Source organism: Tolypothrix sp. PCC 7712 (genome assembly GCF_025860405.1).
Taxonomy (GTDB): Bacteria; Cyanobacteriota; Cyanobacteriia; order Cyanobacteriales; family Nostocaceae; genus Aulosira; species Aulosira diplosiphon.
On the sequence record NZ_CP063785.1, the window covers coordinates 8231797 to 8255255 of the forward strand.

Here is a 23459-nt window from a genome sequence, read left to right on the forward strand (position 1 = left end):
GAAATGACTAATCCCCCATGCCCAATGCCCAATGCCCCATGCCCAACTACCCAAACAAATCTGCATCAGAACGCAGCACATTCGGTATGATGGGGCGATTGAGCCAATGCCCATCGGATTGTTGAATAGTGGTTAAAAAGCTGGAACGCACGTATTTATAACGCGCAATTACTGTATCTCCTGGTTCAACTTTGATGTATAAACCTTCCATCAACGAACTTTGGTCAGTTTGTTTGAGAGAACGTTCCACATCAAGTCCTCTTTCCTGACAAATTTGGCAGAAAGTTTGCAAATGTGCGGAGGTTTGATAATGTGACTCAGCCACCAAGCCAATCATTTGCTTGTAGGATTGGATATGACCAGAAAACAGCACAGGTACAGAACATAAAGGCAATCCAGCTAGTAACTGCTGACGGCTTTTAGTGCTGAGAAATACTTGCTTTTCTAAATCGAGTACGTCGTACTCTAAAAAGTAGTGGGGTAAGGCATCATAAAATACTGTGTGCTTCGCATACAGCCATTCCCCAAACAGAATATAGCGGCTTCCCAATACCTGCCAAAAAGCTAAAGCGTGAGTATGTGCCCACTGTTTAAACAAATTGAAGTGCTTTTCTCGCGCCCCACCTGTTAAATAGTGTCCTCGACTTTGCAGTCGAATTTGACCATCCGCCGCAAAACTAATGGCTGCATTTGCACCATCAACTTTTTCTTCAACAACTACATACTTTTCTTTGAGTGCATCAAAGGGAATACTCTCTAGGTCTTCATCCCCAGGTTGCAACCGCGAACCCTGAATATGATGGGTACGCGGATATTTATAGATTTGTTCCATGACTTTTCTACCTTGCTGATAGCAATCAAATATTTGGGTGACGAATTGAAACGAATCAGCAATTTTTCTAAATGAGAAAATCAGAAATTGCTAGCATTCGCCATTGAAGTGAATTTGATTGAGACCAGGGACTACATATGCCGTTACCGTAGTTTTCCAAGACTAGTATTTTTATAATACATATACTCCACAGGCTGGGGCAATGTTTCCGGAAGCGAGCATTTAGAAACCCAACTTTTTCAAAAAGTCGGGTTTCTGGGATGTGAGTTTTGCTGAAGTAAGTGGTATCTCAACTTATATATACTGATATTTTGGCAAAGCAAATCAGATTGCCATCACCGTTTTATTTTTATGATTATGAAATAGAAATAATCCTAAAAAGCACCCTCTTTCTGAAATACAACTTTGAGAGTTTTAATAATTAAAATAATATCGTAAGCTATAGACCATTTACGTTGGTAGTCAATATCCATATTCAAAATATCTTCAAAGTCTTTGATTTGAGAACGCCCATTAGCTTGCCATTCTCCAGTCATCCCAGGTTTGACATTTAAACGTTGCCAGTGATGACTTGAGTAATGCATCACTTCATCAGGGGTTGGAGGACGTGTACCGACTAAGCTCATTTCTCCTAGTAGTACGTTCCAAAACTGAGGGAGTTCATCTAAACTCGTCCGCCGGAGAAACTTCCCTATCCTCGTAATCCGCGGATCATTCTCATTTTTAAAAATACGCTTGTTTTGAGATTCGTTCTTCACTAGATGCTTGAGTTTTTCCGCACCAACTACCATAGAACGAAATTTCCAAATCCGGAAAGAGCGCCCATTCAGCCCACAGCGAATTTGACTATAGAATATAGGGCCAGGATTATCTAATTGAATGGCTACAGCCACGGGAATCAAAATAACTGCCATAATCCCTAGTCCTATCACAGCACCTAAGATGTCAATTACCCTTTTCGCTTTGCTATTAACAGAAGGATGAACTGGGAATTGAGCAACATGGGCAAGATAGGCACGATTCACAACTGGGATGTCACTTGGTTGCGAATTAGAGAGTTTAGACATGGTAATTAAAGGTTCAGTCAATCAGTATTGAAAGCCAGCAATATAGATCAGAATTTTGGCGAATATTTAAGTCCATTTAATTTGTCCTGTTGGACTTTTATTTACTGCTCTGTTCTTCGCTAGGTGTCATTTGATAAATATTAAACTTTTGTTGTAAGATTAACCATAAAAAATGTAAATCTTCTATTAAATATCTTTTCCATAATCTCTTTGGTTCACGAGACATTCTATACAACCATTCCAAACCTAAATTGCTAATAAATTCTGGCGCTCTTGGAATATTTCCAGCTTCAAAGTCAATTGTTGCACCTATGGCTAAAAATATCTTGATATTGGGCAATTGCTCTTTATATTTACAGATCCACTTTTCTTGTTTAGGCGCACCCAAACCGACAGCTAAGACAGTTGCTCCTGAATCATTAATTAATTTCACTATCCTTTTACATTCTTGTTGATTTTTTTCAAAACCAAAGGCTGGTGAATAGTTACCCACAACAATATTGCGGTGGACTTTAGTATTTATTTTCTCTTGAGCTTTAGCTGCTACACCTTTGGCTGCACCCAGTAAAAAAATTTTGATTTGCTCGTTTTTTTTGTGGAAATTGTAAAAGGCGGGAAAGAAATCAGAACCAGAGATTTTTTCTTTGATGGGATTACCTAAAAATCTAGAAGCATAAATCAAAATTTGACTATCACAGAGTTTATAATCAGCACTACTATATGCCTCTAAAAACTCCCGATCACGTTGCAATTTCATTACATGATCGACATTAGGTGTAAATACAATACCTTTCTCAAGTCTTTCTAACAGATCTGTTGTTAGTAAGTTATCAATTTCAATATTTAAAACATTAACTCTGTCTGTAAATTCCTGAGCTATCGCATGACGATAACGTTGGAAATATTTCCTAATTAAGAGTTTGATTTTTCTAGAAAAGAAAATACTCCCAAAACGAGGAGTAATAAAACTCATTCGGTTTGCCATATATTTTGAAACCCATTATTGAAATTTGGTAAATGCTGGGGTGTTGTAATAGCAGCACAATGTACACACCGCTTGATGCAGGGTTAAAACAAACCTCTTTACTTGCTTGCTATACAAGGAATGCCATAGGGCTAAATCTATCAAGCCCTTGAGAATATTCGCATTACAATCTTATGCATCAACAAATAAGAGCATTGATATAACCAGAGATTTTATTTATTTGATATGGGTACAGTCTCCTCTGCTCATATCAATATAAAAAACTATCTAACGGCTATTTAAGCTCTCATCAATACAGCATTCTCATTAGTCAATAAGATTATCCACATAGCTATCCGCTTGGTTGTAGCGTACAGATAGCTGAAACTTCATAATAAATTCATCTATATAAAGTAGCTCAAAAATATGAGACTCTAGCCGTCAACTAGCTAAAAATATACATATAGCATAAACGATTCTAGAAATGCTATATTTAAACGTTGTTTATAGCTATTAATTCATTAATTAAAGATTGCTATTGTCTTTAATGAAGAGGGTAATAATGCAAGCTATATAATTTTTGAAACCCTGAAACATTTTTGCTATCTCTATCATCTCTAGCTGTATTATCCTCTCAATCATTCGGTCGTTGTCATGGAAAGACCTCGCGTTATGGTCATTGGTAGCAAAGTCACTACAGTGCAACGTGTCAGCCGCTACTGTATGACAAAGGATTTAGAAGTGTTCCCTTACTATGGTGTTCCGCTCAATGAAGAGATAACTCTGTTCAATCCCCATGTTTTTGTACTCTGTCAACCTCTACCTGAAGGCTTTGTGTCATGTATAGACCAACCTTACATTTTGTGGTCAGAGCAAACTGTTGATGGGGATAGAACCAATGTTAAATCCCCATCAGAATTGTCTATACGTTTGCAAGAACTCCTCCAAATTTAAATTAATCCTTCTCTGATAGCAATTGCGGCTGCTTGAACGCGATCGTCTACGCTGAGTTTATTGAGGATCATACGTACATAGGACTTCACTGTTCCTAGTGATAGGTATAACTCATCAGCAATGCTTTGGTTGGAATAGCCATCAGCAATTAGTTTTAAAATTTCCCGTTCCCGGTTGCTGAGGACTGGCTGTTGCGATGTTTCAGAAACAGCGACTTTGTGGGCAACTACCACAGGCCTAAGCATTCGGGAAACTTTTTGCGCTATTTGTGGGTCTAAATAAGCACCACCTTGGAGAATCAATTGAATCACTACAATTAATTGCTCCCATTCAATACTCTTTAAACAGTAACCATCTGCGCCAGCTGCCAGCATTCCCATTACCTGGGTATCATGGTCGAATGCGCTCAAGGCCAGAATGCGAATATGAGGGCGATCGCTTTTGATTTGCTGTGTAGCTGTGATGTCATCCATAATTGGCATATCAATGTCCATTAAAATCACATCTGGCTGGAGTTTTATCGCTATTTCTATTGCCTGTTTGCCGTCTGTAGCCTCTCCAACGACATCAAAACCAGGTTCTATCGTAAATTGGCCTTTCATCCCTCGGCGTACCAAAGCATGATCGTCTACTAATAAAATCCGTACGTTTTTTTGTTCGTCACTCTCAGACATGATTCCTGTTCCTACACTTTTAACACTATGCATGATGGAACCTAGCCTTATCTGTATTAACTGGTAAGGTAAACCAAAAGGTACTACCCTTACCGAGGGAACTGTCAACGCCAATTATGCCACCATGAGCTTCAATGATTTGACGGCATAAATAAAGACCAAGTCCACATTTACCACGTCGGCCTCGTCCTTGTACAAAACGGTAAAACAGTTGTTCTTTTTCCTGTGGTGCAATCCCTCTACCTTGATCGCGCACCGAAACTTTGACTTGGTTGTCTTTGAAGCTAGCAACATTAATCAATATTTGCTTGTGAGGCTCACTGATACGCACAGCATTATCTAGGAGGTTTTGTAAAACGCGTCGAATCTCTAACTCATCGCCATAGATGGTTGGTAGAGATTGAGCAATGTTATATTTCAAACAAAAATGAGATTGAGAAATAGCCTGAATTTGGGTAATTACTTTCACAACTATCTTTTCCCAATTTAGAGGCTCATAATTCAAGCTCACCCTATTACCAACTTCATAGCGAGAGATATCTAAGAGCGGAATGGCACTAAGATAACGGCAAACCCATTACCTATAAGGCTTTTGGGTGTGGGGTGTCGGGTGTGGGGTGTAGTGAGTTGAAGATTTATTTATGTTGGCACTGATTTCTAGAAACTCTTTATTCTTCCCTACACCCTGCACCCTACCCCCAACACCCAGTCCAGGCAAGGATTTCACTTTTTCTTAGTGCCATTCATCTCAGATAACACTACCAATTACTTATCTGAGATGTATTTTGACCAAATTACTTAAGACAATATGAACACACAAGTGTATTCAATTACGGGCTGCCATAGTAAATTCCTCGCCCATTTGTACCAATAAAGACCAGCCCAAATTGCTGTCTACTGGCTTCCATGACATTTGGGTTATTGCCGATAGGTATTTGGGGATCGCCAATACTTGTCCATGTTTTGGCATTATCTAGAGAACGGAATACTCCTTCACCTAGACCAGTAATTTTGCCATACAAATACAATGCAGGAATTGTGCTGCTCGTTTGTGGCTTTCCAAAAGCAAATAAATAAGCTCTCTCCACTTGGGGAATCTTTGTAAATGTCTGACCACCATTGGTTGAGCGATGTAATCCATTCCAGTTGAGACTCACCCAAACCTCGCCGCTTACCCCTGGAACTGTTTTCAGGGTAGACCAATTTTCATTGGCTAGGGATGAGTTAACAACATTGAAAGATGTACCACCGTCATCACTGCGGTAAAATTTGCCCCCATTGTAATAGTAAAATACATTACCATTGACTTTGTCTGCGGTTAGTGGCTGACCCCAATACCAAGGCCCTTGGGGGCCATTGGGTAATCCCGATACTTGACTCCAAGAAGCGCCGCCGTTGGTAGTGCGGAGCGGCTGACTTTGACTATTGATGACGACAAACAAATTGGGGTTAGTTGCAGATGTGGCTACACGCAGAGGTATGGTCTTAGAGGGAAATGAGGAAAACTTATTCCAAGTCTTACCGCCATCTGTCGAAGTTGCTCCATTATAGGTATTGTTCCAGCGATTGCCGCCTAAACGCACCATTCGTAAAGGATTGCTTTCACTGTAATCAATACTATAGGTGTCTTGAAACCGTAGACCATTATTGCCACCAAACTGTGTGGAAGGATAAGCCTTGAGTCCTTTTTGGTGATGAAAGCCATCAACATCAGCTAAACCGCTTAATAACACCGAACCACTGGGAGGCGCAGCGAGGGCAAAGCTAACCACTTCCTCATGCCCTTGTTCGTAATTAGACCAGATAGGTGATTCAACGTTGATATTATCTGTTTGCCATGTGCCATACCAATCTGTTAACCAGACCCTACCAGGAATTTTGGGGTCAAATTCAATATCTGCGGTTGCAGAAGCGAAATACCAATCAGGCCACCAAGGTACTTGAGAGTTTAAAGTACGTTTTTTAGCTTGCCATAAAGATCCACCGTTAGTAGATTGGAAGATGGTGTAAGAGTTGTTTTTTTGATACTGGTCGTAAACAACTAAAATTTGATTAGGGTTGCTGGGATTGACTGCGATCGCACCAAAGCCAGCTTGAGCATTAGGAGGGGTGATATTAGTCCAGACTCCATTTGTATATTTGCTAACTCCGGCTTTATGGGTCGCATAAACAATACCGTTGCTGACAACCGTCATGCGATTCACATGGGAAGGGCTACCTGGGATTTTACGCCAGGTGAGACCATTGTCAGTAGATTGATATATGCCATCACCGTAAGTATTGGCATATACAACACCAGATGCTTTTTTATCAAACACGATGGCAGCAATGCCAATATCTGCTTGAGGTTTTGCAGGTAAGCTAGTAACTTGCTGCCATTTACCACCAGCATCAGATGACTTCCATAGCCCATTTGTACGGGAACCAAAGAAGATGATATTGGAATTAAACGGGCTAACAGCCAGTCTTTCGCTAGCCCAACGCTGATTTTCATTGCCACCCATCGGCAAGTCAATATTCAACTTCGTCCAAGTTTTGCCTTGATTAGTAGACTTAAAAATTGTCCCTAAACCAGCCCAGCTACCAGTGTATTTACCCGCAGCAATATAGACAACATTGGGGTTTTGAGGATCGAGTGCTAGGGCTTCGCCTCCATAGTAGTTACTTTGAGAGAGGGGAAAGCGCTCTGTTAAAGGTATCCATGTCTTATTTGCAGGATTCCAACGGTAAAAGCCACCGATATCAGTTCGGATGTAGACAAGATTTTGCTGTAGAGGGTGCAGATAAATACCTGTAACATAGCCACCGCCCCCAATAGCAACATTTTGCCACTGGTAGCCGGATGTAGCACTACAACTCGATTTTACAGGTGTAATTGCAATAGCAGTAGTCAGCACCATCATACCAATGCAGCCAGCATTGACTAAGGGAATGCAGAATTTGCGATCGCTCATAGCCGATTACTTGAATTACGGAACACATCTACATCTACAGAAGAAAACTAGTGTTACAGGAATATTACGCAAACTTTGCTACTTTAATATGAGTAATTTCAAGTATTTATTTAACAAATCCAATGTCAATCCTCAATTCATACTAGTGATGCTATTCTTGACAAAATAGAAGAATGGAAAGAACGTGGTATTACCATCTTTAAATTGCCTACTTATTCACCATAGTTAAATTTGATTGATATTTTGTGGCGGTTTATTAAGTATGAATGGATTAAAATAGATGCTTACAAAAATTGGCAGACCTTTGTCGCATCTGTTGAAAAAACTCTCAGAGAATTTGGAAAAAATTATGTAATTAATTTTGTCTAACTACTTATTAACCAGTTTGGTCTTGCAAAATGCGCTTTCTTTGATTATTTCCTTTAGTTGTTAAAGCCACAGCCTCTATATAACTGTACAACGACGAGGGTAACAACCATAGAGAATAAGCGGCTGCTAATGTTAAAAGCGTGCGGCGTGGCTCTTCCAAAAGAACACGCCAGTCTGTCACACAAGCTTTATTTATCAGCTTTACAGCCATTGATGCATCTTGCAGACTCACTGCTCTACGTGCTAAATATCGCATTTGGTAAGCCATTGCGATATTTTCTAACTCAGCCATTAATTCCGGATTTATATATGCACGAGCTTTTTCAAGCATTCTCTCCCAAGAATTTAACTTTTTAACTAATTGGGCAGAAAATCCTTGGGAATTAACGCGATAAAAAGTTAAAGCTTCTGGAATTCCTTCTATGAGCCATTTAGTTGTCATCATAATACGTAACCAACACTCCACATCCTCGGAAGGATGCAGTTGGCGATCATCATCAAAATATAAATGACTTTTATAGGCAATGTCTTCTAGAGTTTCTCTTCTAATTACTGGTACAGAGCCGAATGGCACTAAGAAAAGAGAAAATCGTTGAGGCAGCAGGGGTGCAGAGGAGCGGAGGAGCAGGGGAGAAAGAAGAAGTTTTATGCATCGAACGCAAGAAATAGAAATTCCCCTCTGCACCCCTGCACCCCTGCCCCTCTGCAATCCTTACGCTGCATACCCTTCAGCTTAACTTAGTGCCATTCGGTACAGAGCCATTACCGATGGGAGTACGACAAAGGAGATCTAAAGGAGTAATATGCTTGAGTTTGGTTAGTTGATAGATCCCCAGAGATTTCCCTGCTTCATCAATAAATTCAGAGCGACAAAAACTAACGCCAACTGCTGGAGAGTTATCAAGATGTTCTACGTGCTTTGCTATCTTTGTTGGGGCCCATAAATCATCTGCATCTAAAAAAGCTAAATATTCTCCTTGAGCGTGACATATACCAGTATTCCGAGCAACGGCTACTCCAGCATTTTCTTGAGAGACAATTGTAATTCGTTTATCTGTAAATTTTTGGCAAATTTCTCTGCTTTGATCTGTAGAGCCATCATCAATAATCAGGATTTCAAGATTTTGATAGGTTTGGTTAAGCACAGATTTTACTGTGTCAGCAATATATTTTTCAGCTTGGTAAACTGGAATAATGACAGAAACTTTCTTCATAGCCTTTTAGTAGTGATTATTGATTACTAAAACCCATATTCGATATGAAGCTTTCCTTTATGATCTCTATGGATACTTAAGAACGTTGATCTTGTAAAATGCGTCGCCGTTGGGTAATGCCTGTACTTTTTAAAGCAACAGATTCTATTTGTTTATAAATAGATTGGGGTAGAATAAAAAGCAAATATGCTGCAACTAAGGTAAAAGTTGTCCGTCGTGGCTCTTGTATGAGAATTCGCCAGTTAGTAGCTAAAGCTTTATTTATTAGCTTCACAGACATTGAACCTGCTTGTAGACGTAACGCTGTGCGAGCTAAATATCTGAGATAATAAGCTCTACCAAGTTCTTCGCAATTATTTAATACCGAGGGTGCATAAGAGCGGATTTTATCAATTACTTTTTCCCAAGCATCTAACTGCTGGAAAAGATTTGCCGAAAGCCCATCTGAATTTATGCGATACAATGTTAATGATTCCGGAATACCTTCAATTTTCCAATTAGTCTGGATTAAAATCCGAATCCAGCATTCAACATCCTCTGATTGACGAAACTGTTCGTCAAAATAAAAATCTTCTACAGTACCGTAAAGATTGCCTTGAAATTTAATATCTGCAAAAACTTTCTTACGAAATAATGCAGATGAGCCATTGCCAAGTGGATTGCAGCAAAGTACATCAGGTATGGTAATTTTTTTCAGTTTAGGCATTTGATACGTACCTGATGGCTTACCCGATTCATTAATAAAGGCGGAACGGCTAAAACTCACACCGACATCTGGTGAAGTTCTAAGGTGAGCAATATGTTTTTCTAACTTCTCTGGTAACCAAATATCATCTCCATCTAAAAACGCTAAATATTCTCCTTGGGCATGGCGTATTCCAGTATTTCTAGCTCCAGCTAATCCGCGATTTTGCTGATGAATTATTTTAATTCTGTAGTCTGCAAATTGCTGACAAATCTCTATACTCTTATCGGGAGAATCATCATCGATAATCAGAAGCTCAAAATTTGTATAAGTTTGGCTTAGTACAGATTCTACAGTAGCAGCTATAAATTTTTCAACTCTATATACCGGAATAATTACAGAAATTTTGCACATTTTTAAAGCTGTTTGTTGATATTTACTATTACGTGAATATGATAATTATTTGTGAATTTACTCGCTTAATACAAGAAAAATTTATGTCATTCTCTTCTGTATTGTTTTGGGGAATTCTTTTAAAACAAATCATTTTCATGTTTGTTATTGTTTAATGTTAGAAAAAATCATAAAACGGATAAAATTTCGTTTTAATAAATCTTGATATTATATGCAAAAATAATCACAAATCAAAGAAGCAAATAATCACAATATTATGTGCATTTTTGAGTAGCTATAATTCAAGTATTTCCTCAATCAAAGTTTCCAACTTAATTATGTAGTTTTGCCAAGCATTTTTGACTGATTCCCGACCACCATTCCCCCAAATTTCTAAATCTTGATTTGATAGAGATGTGATCGCCTGAGCTAGTTTTACAGGATCTTGTGGAGGTACTAAAATACCACAGTTGTATACTTGTTCACTTAAACCATCAACATCAGACGCAATAATTGGTTTACCAGCTGCTTTAGCTTCTAAACAAACAAGACCCCAGGGCTCCCATATAGAGGGAATCACTACAGCATCACACTTTTCTAAGAAACTAGGTACATCATTAACACGTCCTAGTAATCTGACATTATCTAGTCCTTGGGCTAATTGTTTTAGTTCGCTTTCTAATGCTCCTTCTCCTTCTAACAGCAGAGTAACTTGTGCTGGTGATACTAATTTCATCGCTTTGAGCAAAACATCAAATCCTTTTTGGAGACAAAACCGCCCATATGCCCCCAAGATAATAGGCTTGTGAATAGGTTTTGAAGGAATCGCAAAAAACTTTTCTAGTAATCGGCATGATTCGATTACAGATACTTTATGTGAAGGAAGTAAACGATTTTGTAACATCCATTCAAATTGATTTTGGGATATTGATATTACATGATCTGCAAGACTATACGATAATTTGAGCATCAAGTGAAAACGAGACAAGTTAGGTACATTATATTGTTCAAAACATCTTGAATAATGATGCTCAATGATAATGATTTTTGTATAAGTATTTTTGAGTTTTATCGATAGCAGCTTTAGAATATTCCTCCAAGTATTCACAACATTAAATAAAATAATTTTAGGCTGAAAATCTTTAATAAAATCAATTTCTTTAATAGATAAAACTTTGAATTCAAATTTATCTTTCAGTTCCGAATGTATTAATGCATCAACAGTAGATTTTACTCCACCTAAATTATAATTTTCAACTAATATCAATATTTTATCTTTCATTAGTTTAATAATTTGTTGTTTGTCTAAAATTATGCAATAAAAAATACTAAGCTAATCTCATAAATAGTAAAATTTTTCAAATTTGTATTTGATGTTAATAAATATTTATTACTGTTTATTGCTCATATAAAAATTAGGAGGTCTCGTAAATATATATTTTATAGCCCAAATACTAAATGCACCTTGAATTACTAATTGACAAATTAACACTGTTGCGGCTATCCAAAAAATTCCCCACCTTACAGCAAATAGTAAAAAAACGGCAAATAACAAAGTATAAGTTAAGTTAAAATAGAGGTTAATATGAGTTTTACCTACAGCATTGATTAGTAAGCTAGTTGCATTGTAGAGAGGAAGTGATAAAGCTGATAAACAAATCAGGATCAAAACCGGAATCGCTGTTACCCACTTCTGCCCAAAAATAAGTGGCACATATAAAGGAGCTAGGCTGGATTGAAGAAGAATTAATGGAATTACAAACGTTGCAGTAGACTTAAGACTACTAAAGTATCGTGATCGCATCTGTTTAAAGTCTGCCCTAACTTCGCAAAGATGAGGAAATAAAGCAGTATTAAATGCGTTGACTACGTTTAAACTTATACCTAAACCAGCATTAAAGGCAAAATAGTATATACCTAAAGCATCAATGCTTAAAAAACGGCCTACTATTAAATAATCTATATTACTTCTGAGCTTATTTAAGAACTCAACGCCCAGTATATCTTTGCTAAAATATAGAATTTCTTGCCATTGTTCTAGCTGAAATGATTTAGGAGGCTGCCACTTATGATTCCTGTTATTAATGACTATCCATATAGGAGTAGTTATAACAATTGGTAAAATTACAGACCATACACCTAACCCTAATATAGCTAAAGTAATTGTTAAAATATTAATTGATAGAGACTGAATTATATTACATAAAGCTATGATATTTAATCTATTTTCGCGTTGAATTAATGCACATTGAACCATGAAAAATGGCAACATTAAGTATACTAAAGCACTAAAGCATATTGGTAAAATAATTCGATTATTTCCATAAAACAATGCTATTGGGAATGCTGCAGTACACTGAAGGATAAACATGAAAATGCAGACAATCCAATTTAGCCAGTATGAAGTATTACATATAACTTTTAAATTTTGTTCATCAGCCTGAATAATCTTAGAGCTAATTCCAGATTTCAGCGTTACAACATTTGCAAACTCATTGGTAGTTAAAATAACAGCTACTAGTCCATAATCATAGGGACTAAACATCCGTGCTAATGTAAAAGTTGTGCCTAAGCGAAAAATACGGTTTGCTAATTCTGCTCCTCCCAACCATCCAACATTGCGAATAAATTTAGTAGATAATGTTTGCCTTATATTATTGATTAACATGTGATTACAAAGTTTATTATAATATTGTTCTAATTATTTAGAAAATTTTATAGTAATCTTAGGATTAAATCTTTTCTTTAAATGCCATACCCATGATTAACAAACCTGGCCAATAAAGATAGGCTAAAGTTTCTATATTTTCTCCAAAGGTAAAGAAGAACAAAACTAAAAGTATACTAAGACTTACTTTAGCAGTATGAATTTTATGATATTTATGGATTAAATCTATCAAGCTCCATAAAAAAGGAAATAATAATGAAAATGCGCCTACTAATCCTTTTTCAAATAGGATACCGAACCATGTATGGTGACTACCTATAGGCATAAAAGTGGCAATTGCAGGCCCCTTAGGGTCAACAAACCCATGACCCCAAATAGGTGCTTCATTCCAGCGTTCTAGAGCTACGCGTCCTAAAATTTCTCTAATTCTTGATGAACTAGCTCTTACCTTAGAAAACTGTTCTTTAAAATCCTGAATAAAATTGATTAGCTTAGTGGCAAAGATACCTGCAACAAAACATATAATACCAGATAAAATTTGTACTTTAGGTTTAATAAAGTTTCCTATTAGCCAGGAAAAACATGGAACTATGGCAAGGCATAGCATTGACAATCTAGAAAATGAACTTAATATCATTGCTATAGAACCAATAATACCAATAAAGCGCCATTTTCTATCAGATTCCTGATTAGCTAAGAAAAAATAAATACAGCCTGTTAAGCCTAAAGCAGGTGCCCAAGGTGTAAATAATTGTAGACGGATTTGATTGGTTTCTTCTTCAAATCCATACAGGGCCACATTATACATTAAACTACTATTACCTCCTATTAAATGTAAAGGGGAATTATACAAGATATTCGGTAAATGTAATTGAGAAGCTATATAGCAGAGGGGTATAAATATTAAGCTTTGTAAGCAAATAATACAAATGGCTCTATAAATTAATTGAGGACGAATTTTTAAGCATCCAATCAAAGGAAATAATGCCAGATAAGCCCATGTTCTAGCCCAATTGATTGATGAAGTGACAATTTTACCTATTCCTAAATCAAAATCTATATGAGCGGCAATTAAACTTACTTCCATAACTAACATGGAAATAATCCATACCCAGATAGTAGGGGTAATGATGATTTTTTCATTATTAGGTGTATTATAATTTTGCTGCCAAAGTTTTTTAAATAGATAAAAAGCTAATACCCAGATAACTATAGACATAGCAATATAATTTGCTCCCAAAAGGTACAAACCATAAGTTCCTACAAGTGAGTACCAAACTAATTTTTCCGGGAAGTTTTGAGGTTTCATTGAATTTCTAAAAAAATTTCTTAGAACTGATTTTATGTAACATATAATTGCTAATTCTATAAAGGCTATTATTTTTGCTGATGACGAGCGCGCAGTGAGAGTAAAAATATTCCAGATGTTAATAAAATTGAACCAACAGTCGCACCAATATAAACGTATTCTTTTTTAGGATAGCTAGGCTTATCAGGTAAACTTGGTTCATTCACAATTTGCATGAAGGGATAAGAACCAAAAGCATTGGACTTACCGATATCAAGCCTAGTTAATGTAGTGGAAAATACTGCTTCTGCAACTTGCATATCTCGTTTTAATGCATCCAAGTTGGATTCTTGCTGTGCAAGATTTTTGAGTCTAGTTTCTAACTGAGTAATCTGTCTTTCTATAGCGTGAGCTTGAGATGTTAGTCCCTTTTGATCTGCTTGAACTGTTACTACTTGTTGAAACAAGCTATCCTGAGCAGTATTACCATTATTATTGCTACTTAGGTTTAATTGATTAAGAAAAGCCAGGGTGACTGGTTCTTTTAAAAGATATTTGCCTCTTTCGAGCAGAGCTTTTAGTGCCATGTCTCGCTTGTCTTGCTCTGCAATAATTTGAGGATGATCTGGTAAAAACTTTGATTCCAATACAGTTAAAGAAGCACTAGCTTCGCTATAATCTTTTAAATTATGCTGAAATATCTGATCTGATTGTAGAACAAAAGCTTGTGTAGCTTGTTGAGCAGATAGTTTTAAATTAGCGGATAATTGTTGCAACCTAGTGTTAGCTTGCTGTTGTTGAGCCAAAATTTCAGCTTTTTGTCTGCGTAGTTCTTCAATATTGGTTGTGAGTTCCTTAAGTTGTTCTTCAGAGTTTAAACCTGAACTAGCTTTATAATCCGAAAGTCGTTTCTGGGCAGTTTGTAATTTTTTTTGTGAAGATTTGAGTGAAGTTTGAATACCTAAGTCTTTTTTTAGGGCTTCTTGAGTTCTTAATTCATTAAGCCTTGCTTCTAAAGCTTTGTAGAAAGCTACAGATTTATTCTGTGCTTCCTCTGGACTTTTACCTTGGAACTCAACTTCCATGATGGTAGTATTATCTAATACTTTAATTCTCGGTTTACCAAACTCTTCTAAAGACATATTAAGTTGAGCAGATGCAACCTTAAGTACAGGTTCACTGCCAGCAATAAATTTATAATTTTCTCGCGGATCTTGTGTAGAACTATAAGAGTATGGAGATGAATTTTCATAAGAAGCTTGTCCAATGCCTGGTAAATTAACATTGGCGTTGGAACCTGCTCCTGGTAAATTGATAGCCGATTTACTAGTATAGGTTGGTGATGTAAATAGTAAATAACAAAAAGCTAATAGCCAAAATACTAAATTGGTAGTGATCCCTAAAAAAAAATAAGGTTGCCAACGTCCCTTATTTGCTGTTGATTTGCCTAATTTACCAGAATATCCGGTGGAGATTTCTATCCAATTAGTCATGAAAAATCCTCTAAAAGTCAGGAAATTGTGGAGTTCCAGAGGCTAAACGGTGTTATGCAATCAATAACTCGGCTCCGCTTATTGCCTGAAAATACCTGTATACATAGGTTTTGGTTACATGCACTTGATTGACACGTGCTGATTAAATTTTCTTACAGTATTGGGGATCGCCAACACTATCTCATGGCTATTGTCACGCTTAGATTAGATAGTATCCTGGCAATCATGAAACTATCCAGTTGGATAACCAAGTGGATAGGATAGGTAATTGGTAGTTAGGAATTACTTTACTTGCGGGTATAACGATGTTTTACGCCTATGGGGAAATATTCTGGATCGCCAGTAGGGGCTAATGCAACCTGTGGCATTTGATATTCTTTGGGAACGTAGTTAGCAAACTCGCTGTTGAGGCGGAGAAGTTCAGAGAGAATTGAGTTTGCGATCGCATTTCTTTTTTCCTCGCTAGCCTCGACTCCCGGTGCTAACTCTACCACCACAGATAATAAGCGGTTCTGGTCTGCGTCTTCTTTGACCTGCAATACAAATTTACCTGTGACCCATTGGGGAATTGGCGATCGCTCTAAACCAACTGTGACATTTTCCGGATAGATATTGGCACCAAAGTAAGAAACTGTAAAATTAGAGCGTCCGAAAACATAAACAAAAGGTAAGGGGTGAATTCCTCTGGCTAGCTGAATGTCGGTAGCTAGGCTTTCATCTTGCAATGGGTCGAATCCCCACTCTGCCAAGAACTGTAGCATGGCATCATAACTAATGATGCCGCCTGTATCTAAGATGTTATAACGCACTAAAGGAATGCCATTGTCTCCAGAAAATAGCAATGTGCCATTCTCAACTTCAAAAAATCGACTGATGGGATCATACTGTACTAGCGTTGGTAAGCGAGATTCCCCAAATAATGCTTTGGCTGCATCGGGATGTTGTGCTAAAAAACGACGAATGCAGATACTCAAAGGCGTTTCATTTCCTAATACACCTGCATCAGCAGTTCCATAAAGCGATGCGAAATCGTAACAGGGATTTTGTGAACCTATGCGTTCCCCAACCAAACTGCGCCATTCTTCACTAAATACTTCTCCCGCCATCACTAACTTAATATGATATTGCTGCCACTGTACGCCACGGGCAATGCCTGTATCAATCACATCTTTTAAAAATGGTGGATATCCTAACAAAACCACTTGCTCAAATCCTAACCCAAGCTCCTGTACAACCCGCAAGATTTCATCTTTATTATTACCAGGAGTAATCATCGTCACAGGGTAACCTTTGCTAGCGAGATAACGACAGCAATTTGTTGTGAACATTCCCCCTACCCATGTACCCAAAGTAAAGCAAACCACCGCTAAGGTACGTTTGGTATCTGCAGAAAAACTATCGTGAAAAATTTGCTCAAAGCGGGTGGCGATTTGCAATTCATCGGTGAAGAAGCGGGGCCAAAACGTCGGGTTACCAGTGGAACCAGAAGACGCAGCAATCATGTCACATTCCGACAACTGTCCATGACGACACAAATCAGTTAAAGGATAACGCTGAATGTAATTTTCCTTGGCGATCGCAGGCAATTTTTGGAAATCCGCTAAACTCTGGATAGTTGCCGCATCAATGTTTTCTGCTGCTAGAAAAGCTTTGTATGCTGGTACATTAGCAGCTACATCTTGAAATAAAGCTAAAGCTGTTGCTTGTGCGGAAGTTGCAAGATGTTGTTGTAATAGTGTTTCTAGGGGAGTAGATAAAAAATCTTGAAAGGCTGTGATTGCTTTTTGGGATTTGTGCATGGTTGGGGATTGGGGTAATGGGGAAGGGGGAAGGGGGAAGGGGAAATAATGTGTGACAGACGCGATGAATCGCGTCTCTACAATTGTTGACTCTTATTTAATTACGAATTACGAATTATGAATTACGAATTTAATTAGGGAAGGAAGTAAATGCGATTGATTTTATATACGAAACCGGGATGTCATTTATGCGAGGGTTTGCAGGAAAAGCTGGAAAAAATTCAAAATATTAGTTTTGAGTTAGAACTGCGGGATATTACGACTCGTGATGATTGGTTTTTAGCTTACCAGTATGAAGTTCCGGTTTTATATTTCTCTGAAAGTGAAGCCACAGTTGACACAGAGGAAAACTTAATAGAAAAACCTTTGCCACGCCCTTCTCCTCGTGCTAGTGTGCAGCAGTTGGAGCAGATGCTGCATAAGTATTTGTCCAATTAGTAAAATAATGCACAATAAACGCAAGATATAGTGTGTGACGAGGTTCACAAGATGAAACTGCGGGAATTACTAGCAGCAATAGACAGTGTAGAGCAATTGCCAAACCATCCGGCTTTGGAGGATGCGGAAGTCAAAGGCTTGAAAACAAATTCTCATGCTTGCGGTTCGGGAGATTTGTTTATTGGAATGCCAGGAACTAGGGTAGATGGTGGAGAATTTTGGCAAAGTGCGATCGCATTGGGTGCTGTAGGTGCAATTGTCTCTCCTCAAGCTGTGCAAAAAAATCCTCCCACACCAGAGGCTTTTGTCGTTAGTGCTAGTAACATGACGAAAGCTTGTGCTCAATTAGCCAGTGCTTTTTATGGTTACCCTGGGCGAAAACTCAAACTTGTGGGTGTGACTGGGACTAATGGTAAAACTACAACCACTCACCTGATTGAATATTTTTTAAGCAAGGAAAATTTACCCACAGCCTTGATGGGTACTCTTTACACTCGCTGGCCTGGTTTTGCAGAAACTGCTATTCACACTACGCCGTTTGCGGTGGAACTGCAACAGCAACTAGCAGCAGCAGTAGATGCTGGTTGTGAGTTTGGGGTGATGGAAGTCAGTTCCCATGCTTTAGCCCAAGGTCGAGTTTTGGGTTGTGAGTTTGAGGTGGGGGTATTTAGCAATCTCACCCAAGACCACTTAGATTATCACCGCGATATGGAAGATTATTTCGCGGCGAAGGCATTATTGTTTAGCCCAGATTATCTTAAAGGCAGGGCGATAATTAATGCTGATGATGCTTATGGTCAAAGATTAATCGCTTCTTTAGGTGCAGACAAAGTTTGGAGTTACAGCGTTAATCATACTAACGCTGATTTGTGGATGAGCGATTTAAATTACGAACCGAATGGTGTTAGCGGTACATTGCATACACCAAAAGGGAATGTAGCTTTTCGTTCACCTTTAGTGGGTCAATATAATTTAGAAAATTTGTTGGCAGCAGTAGGTGCAGTTTTACATTTGGGTTTAGAGTTAGACTTTGTTGCAGCTGCAATTCCTGATTTTCCTGGCGTTCCCGGACGGATGGAAAGAGTGCAGATTGCTGCTAATCAAGACATTAGCGTGATTGTCGATTATGCCCATACACCAGATAGTTTAGAGAATTTACTTAAAGCGGCGCGTCCGTTTATTCCCGGTAAAATGATTTGCGTATTTGGTTGTGGTGGCGATCGCGATCGCACTAAGCGTCCGAAAATGGGAAAAATTGCCGCTGAATTAGCAGATGTAGCTGTAGTGACATCTGATAATCCCCGCACCGAAGACCCAGAAAAGATTTTACAAGATATTCTGGCAGGAATTCCCGCAACTTTAAATCCTACAGTCATAGGCGATCGCGCTACCGCCATTCGTACGGCGATTTTACAAGCGCAGCCAGGCGATGGTGTCTTACTTGCAGGTAAAGGTCACGAAGATTACCAAATTCTCGGGACAGAAAAAATCCACTTTGATGACCGCGAACACGCACGCGAAGCTTTACAAGCAAGACTGAAGATATAAAACCGCCGCTTTTTATAAATTTAAATTCCCTGCATTTCTTTTCCCAGAGTGCAGGGGTGCAGAGGAAGCAAGGCAATACTTATCGGTTAAGGGCAAAAGGGGAAGAGGAAAAAGGCAAGAAAAAACCTTTAACCCTTACCCTTTCTCCTGCACAGACGCTACGCGTAGCTTGCTGAAGCGCAGGGGTACACCTTTTCCCTAAACCAAATTCCTCATTGAAAATCTTTAACCTTACTGATGGAATAATTTAATTTCTGGAAGTCTCCTATAAGAGAAATAAATCATTCAAGATGATGCCCTGTTTCCTATTTCCTCTGAAAAACACCAAACAGCAAACACCTTTGATCCATATCTAAATTAATCAAAAGATAATTAATGATAAAACTAATAAATTCTCAATGTATTGTTACCCATATATACTTGCCACCTTATAGGGTAAATGATACACTCCATTAGTTTTACAATTTATATTCCATATTTCTTGATAAATATTAAATTTTGTAGATTTTCCGTAAAAAAGGTAAATATTAGGGTGAAAAGCAAAGGCAGAATTATTTATGTCCTTTATCCTTCCTCATTTTTCCTTCTTGTGCTTGACTCATGAATGATTTTCTGGCTCAGGATCTGTCTGTTTATCATTTGGTTGCGGGAGTGCAAGCGCCTCCTCAAGCATTGCCTCTCAGTCCGGCGGCTCTGTTATCACTAGTTAGGTCACAAATTGACTTGCTGATTGAACAGAAAATTGCCGCGACTTTATGGGTAAAGCTACCACCTGGAAAAATTTGGTATTCAGAATTAGAGCGTTATCAATCTGCAGTTGATGTGTCTGTTGTGATTTATAACTGTCAGATGGAAGAGAGGCGGAAAGGGGAAGAGAGAAGGAATAGATCCCTGAGTCCAGCACTGAATAATCAAGTTATTAAGTTATTACCAAATAGGCAACTACAACGGGAATACTTTTTTATAATTTTGTCGCCACAGTTTTGTAGTTTAATTTTGGCTTATCGACCCCTTAAAAGACGCAGGAACCCAATATTAAAAAAGGTAAATGCCAATAAAGCTACACCTTTACTAGCGATCAATACTGTTGAAGGTAGAGTAGTTCAGCAAGTACTAGATGGCATTAGAAAAGCCAGCACAGCAGAATCATCGCCAATTGTGCCGACTGATTTTCTTTGCCCCAGTATGCCTGAATCTACACTCATGAATCAGCTTTTGGTCAAGCAAATTCAGCGACAAGATGAAATTAACCTACAACAAATTAAAAAGCGCACTACCAAGTTGCAACAGCAAAATCAAAAACTATATAACAGAGGAAAAGCCAAAGATGACTATTTGAGTAATGTGTGTCAAGAGTTGCGTACACCTCTTACCCACATGAAAACAGCGCTGTCATTGTTAAATTCTCCTACCCTCAAACCACCCCAACGGCAACGCTATTTACAAATGTTAAATAGCCAATGCGATCGCCAAAATTCTTTAATTAATGGTTTAGTAGATTTAGTCAATTTAGAGCGTAATTTGCAAGATACCACCTTAGAAGCGGTCAGTCTTGCAGATATTGTGCCTGGTATAGTCAGTACATACCAGCCCGTAGCTCAAGAAAAAGGCATCATGCTAGCCTATACAGTACCCACAGAACTGCCGTATGTGTGGTGTGTGGCTGGGGGATTGCGACTAATTGTGATTAATCTCTTACATAACAGTATTAAATTTACCCCGAGTGGCGGTCAAGTTTGGGTGCGATCGCGCGTGCAAGGCAATTTTGTACAATTAGAATTTCGCGACACAGGTATTGGCATAGCCGAAACCGAAATTTCCAAAATATTTGACAGCTTTTACCGCGTGCGTTCTGGGACAATAGATGAATCTAGCGGCCCAGGTTTGGGATTAACAGTTGTACAGCAGTTAATTTGGCGTTGCGGTGGCTCAATTGCCGTCAGAAGTAAACCAGCTGAAGGCTCAACGTTTACAGTTAGTTTAGCGCGTGTTCAAGATCAGCCAGTCATTTAATTTTTGAATTAAAAATCTCAACTCTAAAATCCAAAATTCGTCTTCTCCCAAAGGGAGAGGCTACGCCAAGGAAAGTTGGAAGACAGTTGCTACAAGTCGGGGAACCCGCAAGGGCGCACTGGTTCAACTTCCGCAAAATCTGAAATTGCGTATTAAGTAAGTCGGTGTAAATAAACCAAGCTATGTTACGAAACGTAAATAGGTTTGAAACCCTTACCAATGACCAATGACCAATGACCAATGACAGCCCTTACCAGCTATCTTTAATTGCAACGTTCTATTTACCATTGCTTAGTGCTAACTTCCAAAGGTAAGAAAATAGTCATCACTTCCCCATAGTGCGGACGCTGACGCACTATGAGTTTGCCACCAATGGCTTGAAACAAATGTTTGGTTGCCGCAATATTGAGACTAATTGTACCGGTTTCCGGTTGGAACATCAGCAATTGACCCAAGGCTTTGCGAATAGGTGGCGTTGTCGGTGTCGGCGCTTTAGTAGTATCTTGGCACTGAAATTGCGGCGACAATTGTAACTTCAGTTGATCACCAGCAGGAATCACTTGCACTTGAATATGACTACCAGCAGGTAAGCTGCGAGTAAAATTCTCAATCAAGTTAGTTAGTACCCTGTCTAACATTGTTGGGTTACTAACTACCGTTGGTAATTGTTGGGGTAACACCACATCTAAAGTTAAGTTGCGTCGAGTTGCAGCTTGTTCCCAACGGGGAATACTCTGCTGCAAAACTTGATCGAGAGACATCGGTGTTAGTTGAGTGTGGTTAGATTTCACCGAGTTAGATGTCTCTAGTTCTGCGGCTTTAAACAGCAATTCCATCCTGTCAATTTGCTCAGTACACTCATGATCAATCACTTCTAAGCGACTGATGACATTCGCCGGTAAGTCTCGCCGCTTTAATAGTAAGCGAGTCATGGTGCGAATAGTGGTTAAAGGAGTGCGAACTTCATGAGCAAATGCTTGCAGTAATTCTACATCCGGACGAGTAGGCGAAGAGGCGGGGGTGGGTGTTGGTGGTGAAGTCGGAATATTCTCTTTATATTGTTCTGGTTCTGCGAATTCTTGCAGTAAAAACTGACTAAACTGCATGACAGTACGGTAATCTGGAGGCACGACAGCATACTTTTGTACTAATGCATCCAAATCGGCGTAAAAATCAGGGTTAGTTAGCATTACCCTCGCACCCACAGCTAGCCAAGCTTGCTGTACTACCTCTGGTTCAAAGGAAAATAAAAATGTTTTTTGGCCGTTCTTTTGTTCAGCCAACACTAGTACTAATCTAAATTTATCTGTAAAAACTAAGCAGAATTGTTCTGTCCCTAGAGGATCGGCAGGCAATAAGCGTAATACTGATTTATGGGAAGCAGCGTCCTCTACCTTTTCTAGGGGGATCGGCATTTCAAATGGCATCAACGCCAAAGGATTAAATGGCTGGGCTGTAAAAGTTAGAGTTTGTAAGCTTTGAGTGAGTGATGCTTGGCTAAACAGGGGTGCTGGTGCAGCTAAAACTAATCCTTGGGTTTTATCAGGTGCAGCAGACGCTAAAGAATTGATCAGCAGATGTTCTGTTGCTGCCAAGCTGATACGCCACTGCCATTCTGCTTTGGCTGATGAACACTCAGTCAGAGGTGACTGATTCTCAGCTAAGATTTCCTTCAGACTTGGCAATATCCATTCGTACACAGGTTTTCACCCCTTGATTGGAAAGCGACTAATAACAGCTAGGTTAAGCATTTCATTACTTACTTACGAGGTTATAGCCATTTGTGTATTGGCGACAGTCGTAGAACCGAACAATCTAGGCGCGATTTCCCCTGAGATTGAGATCAACTCACCAAGAGCGATCGCCACATTTATGAAAATCACTAATGAAATATTATTAAATTTTGGGCAATTTAGTGCCAAAGCTATTTAGATCTGATAACATCTATCTTCTAATGAGAGACATGAATCAAGCCTACCTTGGAGGACAGCTACTGGGTATTTAGATTGTGACGATATAAAACCATCAAGTGTATGCCAAGTCTGACTCATTAGTAGCCGTAACTGAAATTAAATTGGTACTTCTATGCGTTGGCTAAAATAGCCT

At 38.6% G+C, this 23459-nt stretch carries 19 protein-coding genes and 1 pseudogene; 5 read left to right on the plus strand and 15 right to left on the minus strand.

Translation table 11 applies throughout. The features are described from left to right. Positions 1–46: 46 nt before the first annotated feature. From HGR01_RS33475 to HGR01_RS33485, 3 genes are all read right to left on the minus strand, one after another. Complete coding sequence (locus HGR01_RS33475; RefSeq protein WP_045867996.1) at positions 47–832, minus strand: RNA ligase family protein; 786 nt, start codon at positions 830–832, stop codon at positions 47–49. 374 nt (positions 833–1206) lie between these two features. Continuing rightward, entirely contained in the window at positions 1207–1899 is a 693-nt protein-coding gene (locus tag HGR01_RS33480) for a sugar transferase (protein WP_081583883.1), read from the minus strand. Positions 1900–1996: 97 nt separating this feature from the next. Next, positions 1997–2884 (minus strand): WecB/TagA/CpsF family glycosyltransferase, encoded by an 888-nt coding sequence (locus tag HGR01_RS33485; protein ID WP_081583882.1) that lies wholly within the window; start codon positions 2882–2884, stop codon positions 1997–1999. Positions 2885–3517: 633 nt separating this feature from the next. Here HGR01_RS33485 and HGR01_RS33490 point away from each other — a divergent pair. Next, the gene (locus tag HGR01_RS33490) at positions 3518–3817 is read left to right on the plus strand and encodes a hypothetical protein (RefSeq protein ID WP_228045630.1); all 300 of its coding nucleotides are present in this window, start codon (positions 3518–3520) and stop codon (positions 3815–3817) included. Here HGR01_RS33490 and HGR01_RS33495 read toward each other — a convergent pair. From HGR01_RS33495 to HGR01_RS33545, 11 genes and pseudogenes are all read right to left on the minus strand, one after another. Beyond that, positions 3814–4524, minus strand: a complete 711-nt coding sequence (locus HGR01_RS33495; protein WP_228045629.1) for a response regulator — start codon at positions 4522–4524, stop codon at positions 3814–3816. The two genes, HGR01_RS33490 and HGR01_RS33495, sit on opposite strands and share 4 nt — an antisense overlap. Then, entirely contained in the window at positions 4517–4960 is a 444-nt protein-coding gene (locus HGR01_RS33500; protein WP_052335054.1) for a sensor histidine kinase, read from the minus strand. The genes HGR01_RS33495 and HGR01_RS33500 overlap by 8 nt, the downstream gene beginning before the upstream one ends. Before the next feature lie 361 nt (positions 4961–5321). Then, positions 5322–7445, minus strand: coding sequence for a VPS10 domain-containing protein (locus HGR01_RS33505; protein ID WP_052335053.1), 2124 nt, complete (start codon positions 7443–7445; stop codon positions 5322–5324). 376 nt (positions 7446–7821) lie between these two features. After that, on the minus strand, positions 7822–8388 hold the full coding sequence (locus tag HGR01_RS33510; protein ID WP_052335052.1) for a hypothetical protein: 567 nt from the start codon (positions 8386–8388) through the stop codon (positions 7822–7824). 181 nt (positions 8389–8569) lie between these two features. Continuing rightward, positions 8570–9028, minus strand: a pseudogene (locus HGR01_RS33515) (glycosyltransferase family 2 protein); the annotation flags it as partial. 76 nt (positions 9029–9104) lie between these two features. Beyond that, the gene (locus HGR01_RS33520) at positions 9105–10127 is read right to left on the minus strand and encodes a glycosyltransferase family 2 protein (RefSeq protein WP_045867994.1); all 1023 of its coding nucleotides are present in this window, start codon (positions 10125–10127) and stop codon (positions 9105–9107) included. 274 nt (positions 10128–10401) lie between these two features. Further along, the gene (locus HGR01_RS33525) at positions 10402–11388 is read right to left on the minus strand and encodes a glycosyltransferase family 4 protein (RefSeq protein ID WP_045867993.1); all 987 of its coding nucleotides are present in this window, start codon (positions 11386–11388) and stop codon (positions 10402–10404) included. 108 nt (positions 11389–11496) lie between these two features. Next, the gene (locus HGR01_RS33530) at positions 11497–12774 is read right to left on the minus strand and encodes a lipopolysaccharide biosynthesis protein (protein ID WP_045867992.1); all 1278 of its coding nucleotides are present in this window, start codon (positions 12772–12774) and stop codon (positions 11497–11499) included. 64 nt (positions 12775–12838) lie between these two features. After that, positions 12839–14083 (minus strand): O-antigen ligase family protein, encoded by a 1245-nt coding sequence (locus HGR01_RS33535; RefSeq protein WP_045867991.1) that lies wholly within the window; start codon positions 14081–14083, stop codon positions 12839–12841. Positions 14084–14151: 68 nt separating this feature from the next. Next, the gene (locus HGR01_RS33540; protein ID WP_045867990.1) at positions 14152–15555 is read right to left on the minus strand and encodes a GumC family protein; all 1404 of its coding nucleotides are present in this window, start codon (positions 15553–15555) and stop codon (positions 14152–14154) included. 287 nt (positions 15556–15842) lie between these two features. Then, a complete protein-coding gene (locus HGR01_RS33545) occupies positions 15843–17354 on the minus strand; it encodes a phenylacetate--CoA ligase family protein (RefSeq protein WP_045867989.1) in 1512 nt (503 codons plus the stop codon). 150 nt (positions 17355–17504) lie between these two features. On the opposite strand from HGR01_RS33545, the gene HGR01_RS33550 reads away from it, so the two are divergent. The 3 genes from HGR01_RS33550 (at position 17505) to HGR01_RS33560 (ending at position 21353) form a co-directional block, all read left to right on the plus strand. Continuing rightward, positions 17505–17792 carry a glutaredoxin family protein gene (locus HGR01_RS33550; RefSeq protein WP_045867988.1) on the plus strand — a complete coding sequence of 96 codons (288 nt, stop codon included), beginning with the start codon at positions 17505–17507 and terminating at the stop codon, positions 17790–17792. Between the two features lie 51 nt (positions 17793–17843). After that, positions 17844–19340 (plus strand): UDP-N-acetylmuramoyl-L-alanyl-D-glutamate--2,6-diaminopimelate ligase, encoded by a 1497-nt coding sequence (locus tag HGR01_RS33555; RefSeq protein ID WP_045867987.1) that lies wholly within the window; start codon positions 17844–17846, stop codon positions 19338–19340. Between the two features lie 600 nt (positions 19341–19940). Beyond that, entirely contained in the window at positions 19941–21353 is a 1413-nt protein-coding gene (locus HGR01_RS33560) for a DICT sensory domain-containing protein (protein WP_045867986.1), read from the plus strand. Positions 21354–21634: 281 nt separating this feature from the next. Here the strand turns inward: HGR01_RS33560 and HGR01_RS33565 are convergent, their stop codons facing one another. Next, on the minus strand, positions 21635–23053 hold the full coding sequence (locus HGR01_RS33565) for a sensor histidine kinase (RefSeq protein WP_045867985.1): 1419 nt from the start codon (positions 23051–23053) through the stop codon (positions 21635–21637). A gap of 88 nt (positions 23054–23141) precedes the next feature. Here HGR01_RS33565 and HGR01_RS33570 point away from each other — a divergent pair, with 88 nt between their 5' ends. Next, positions 23142–23285 (plus strand): hypothetical protein, encoded by a 144-nt coding sequence (locus HGR01_RS33570; protein ID WP_155538954.1) that lies wholly within the window; start codon positions 23142–23144, stop codon positions 23283–23285. Positions 23286–23459 lie beyond the last annotated feature (174 nt).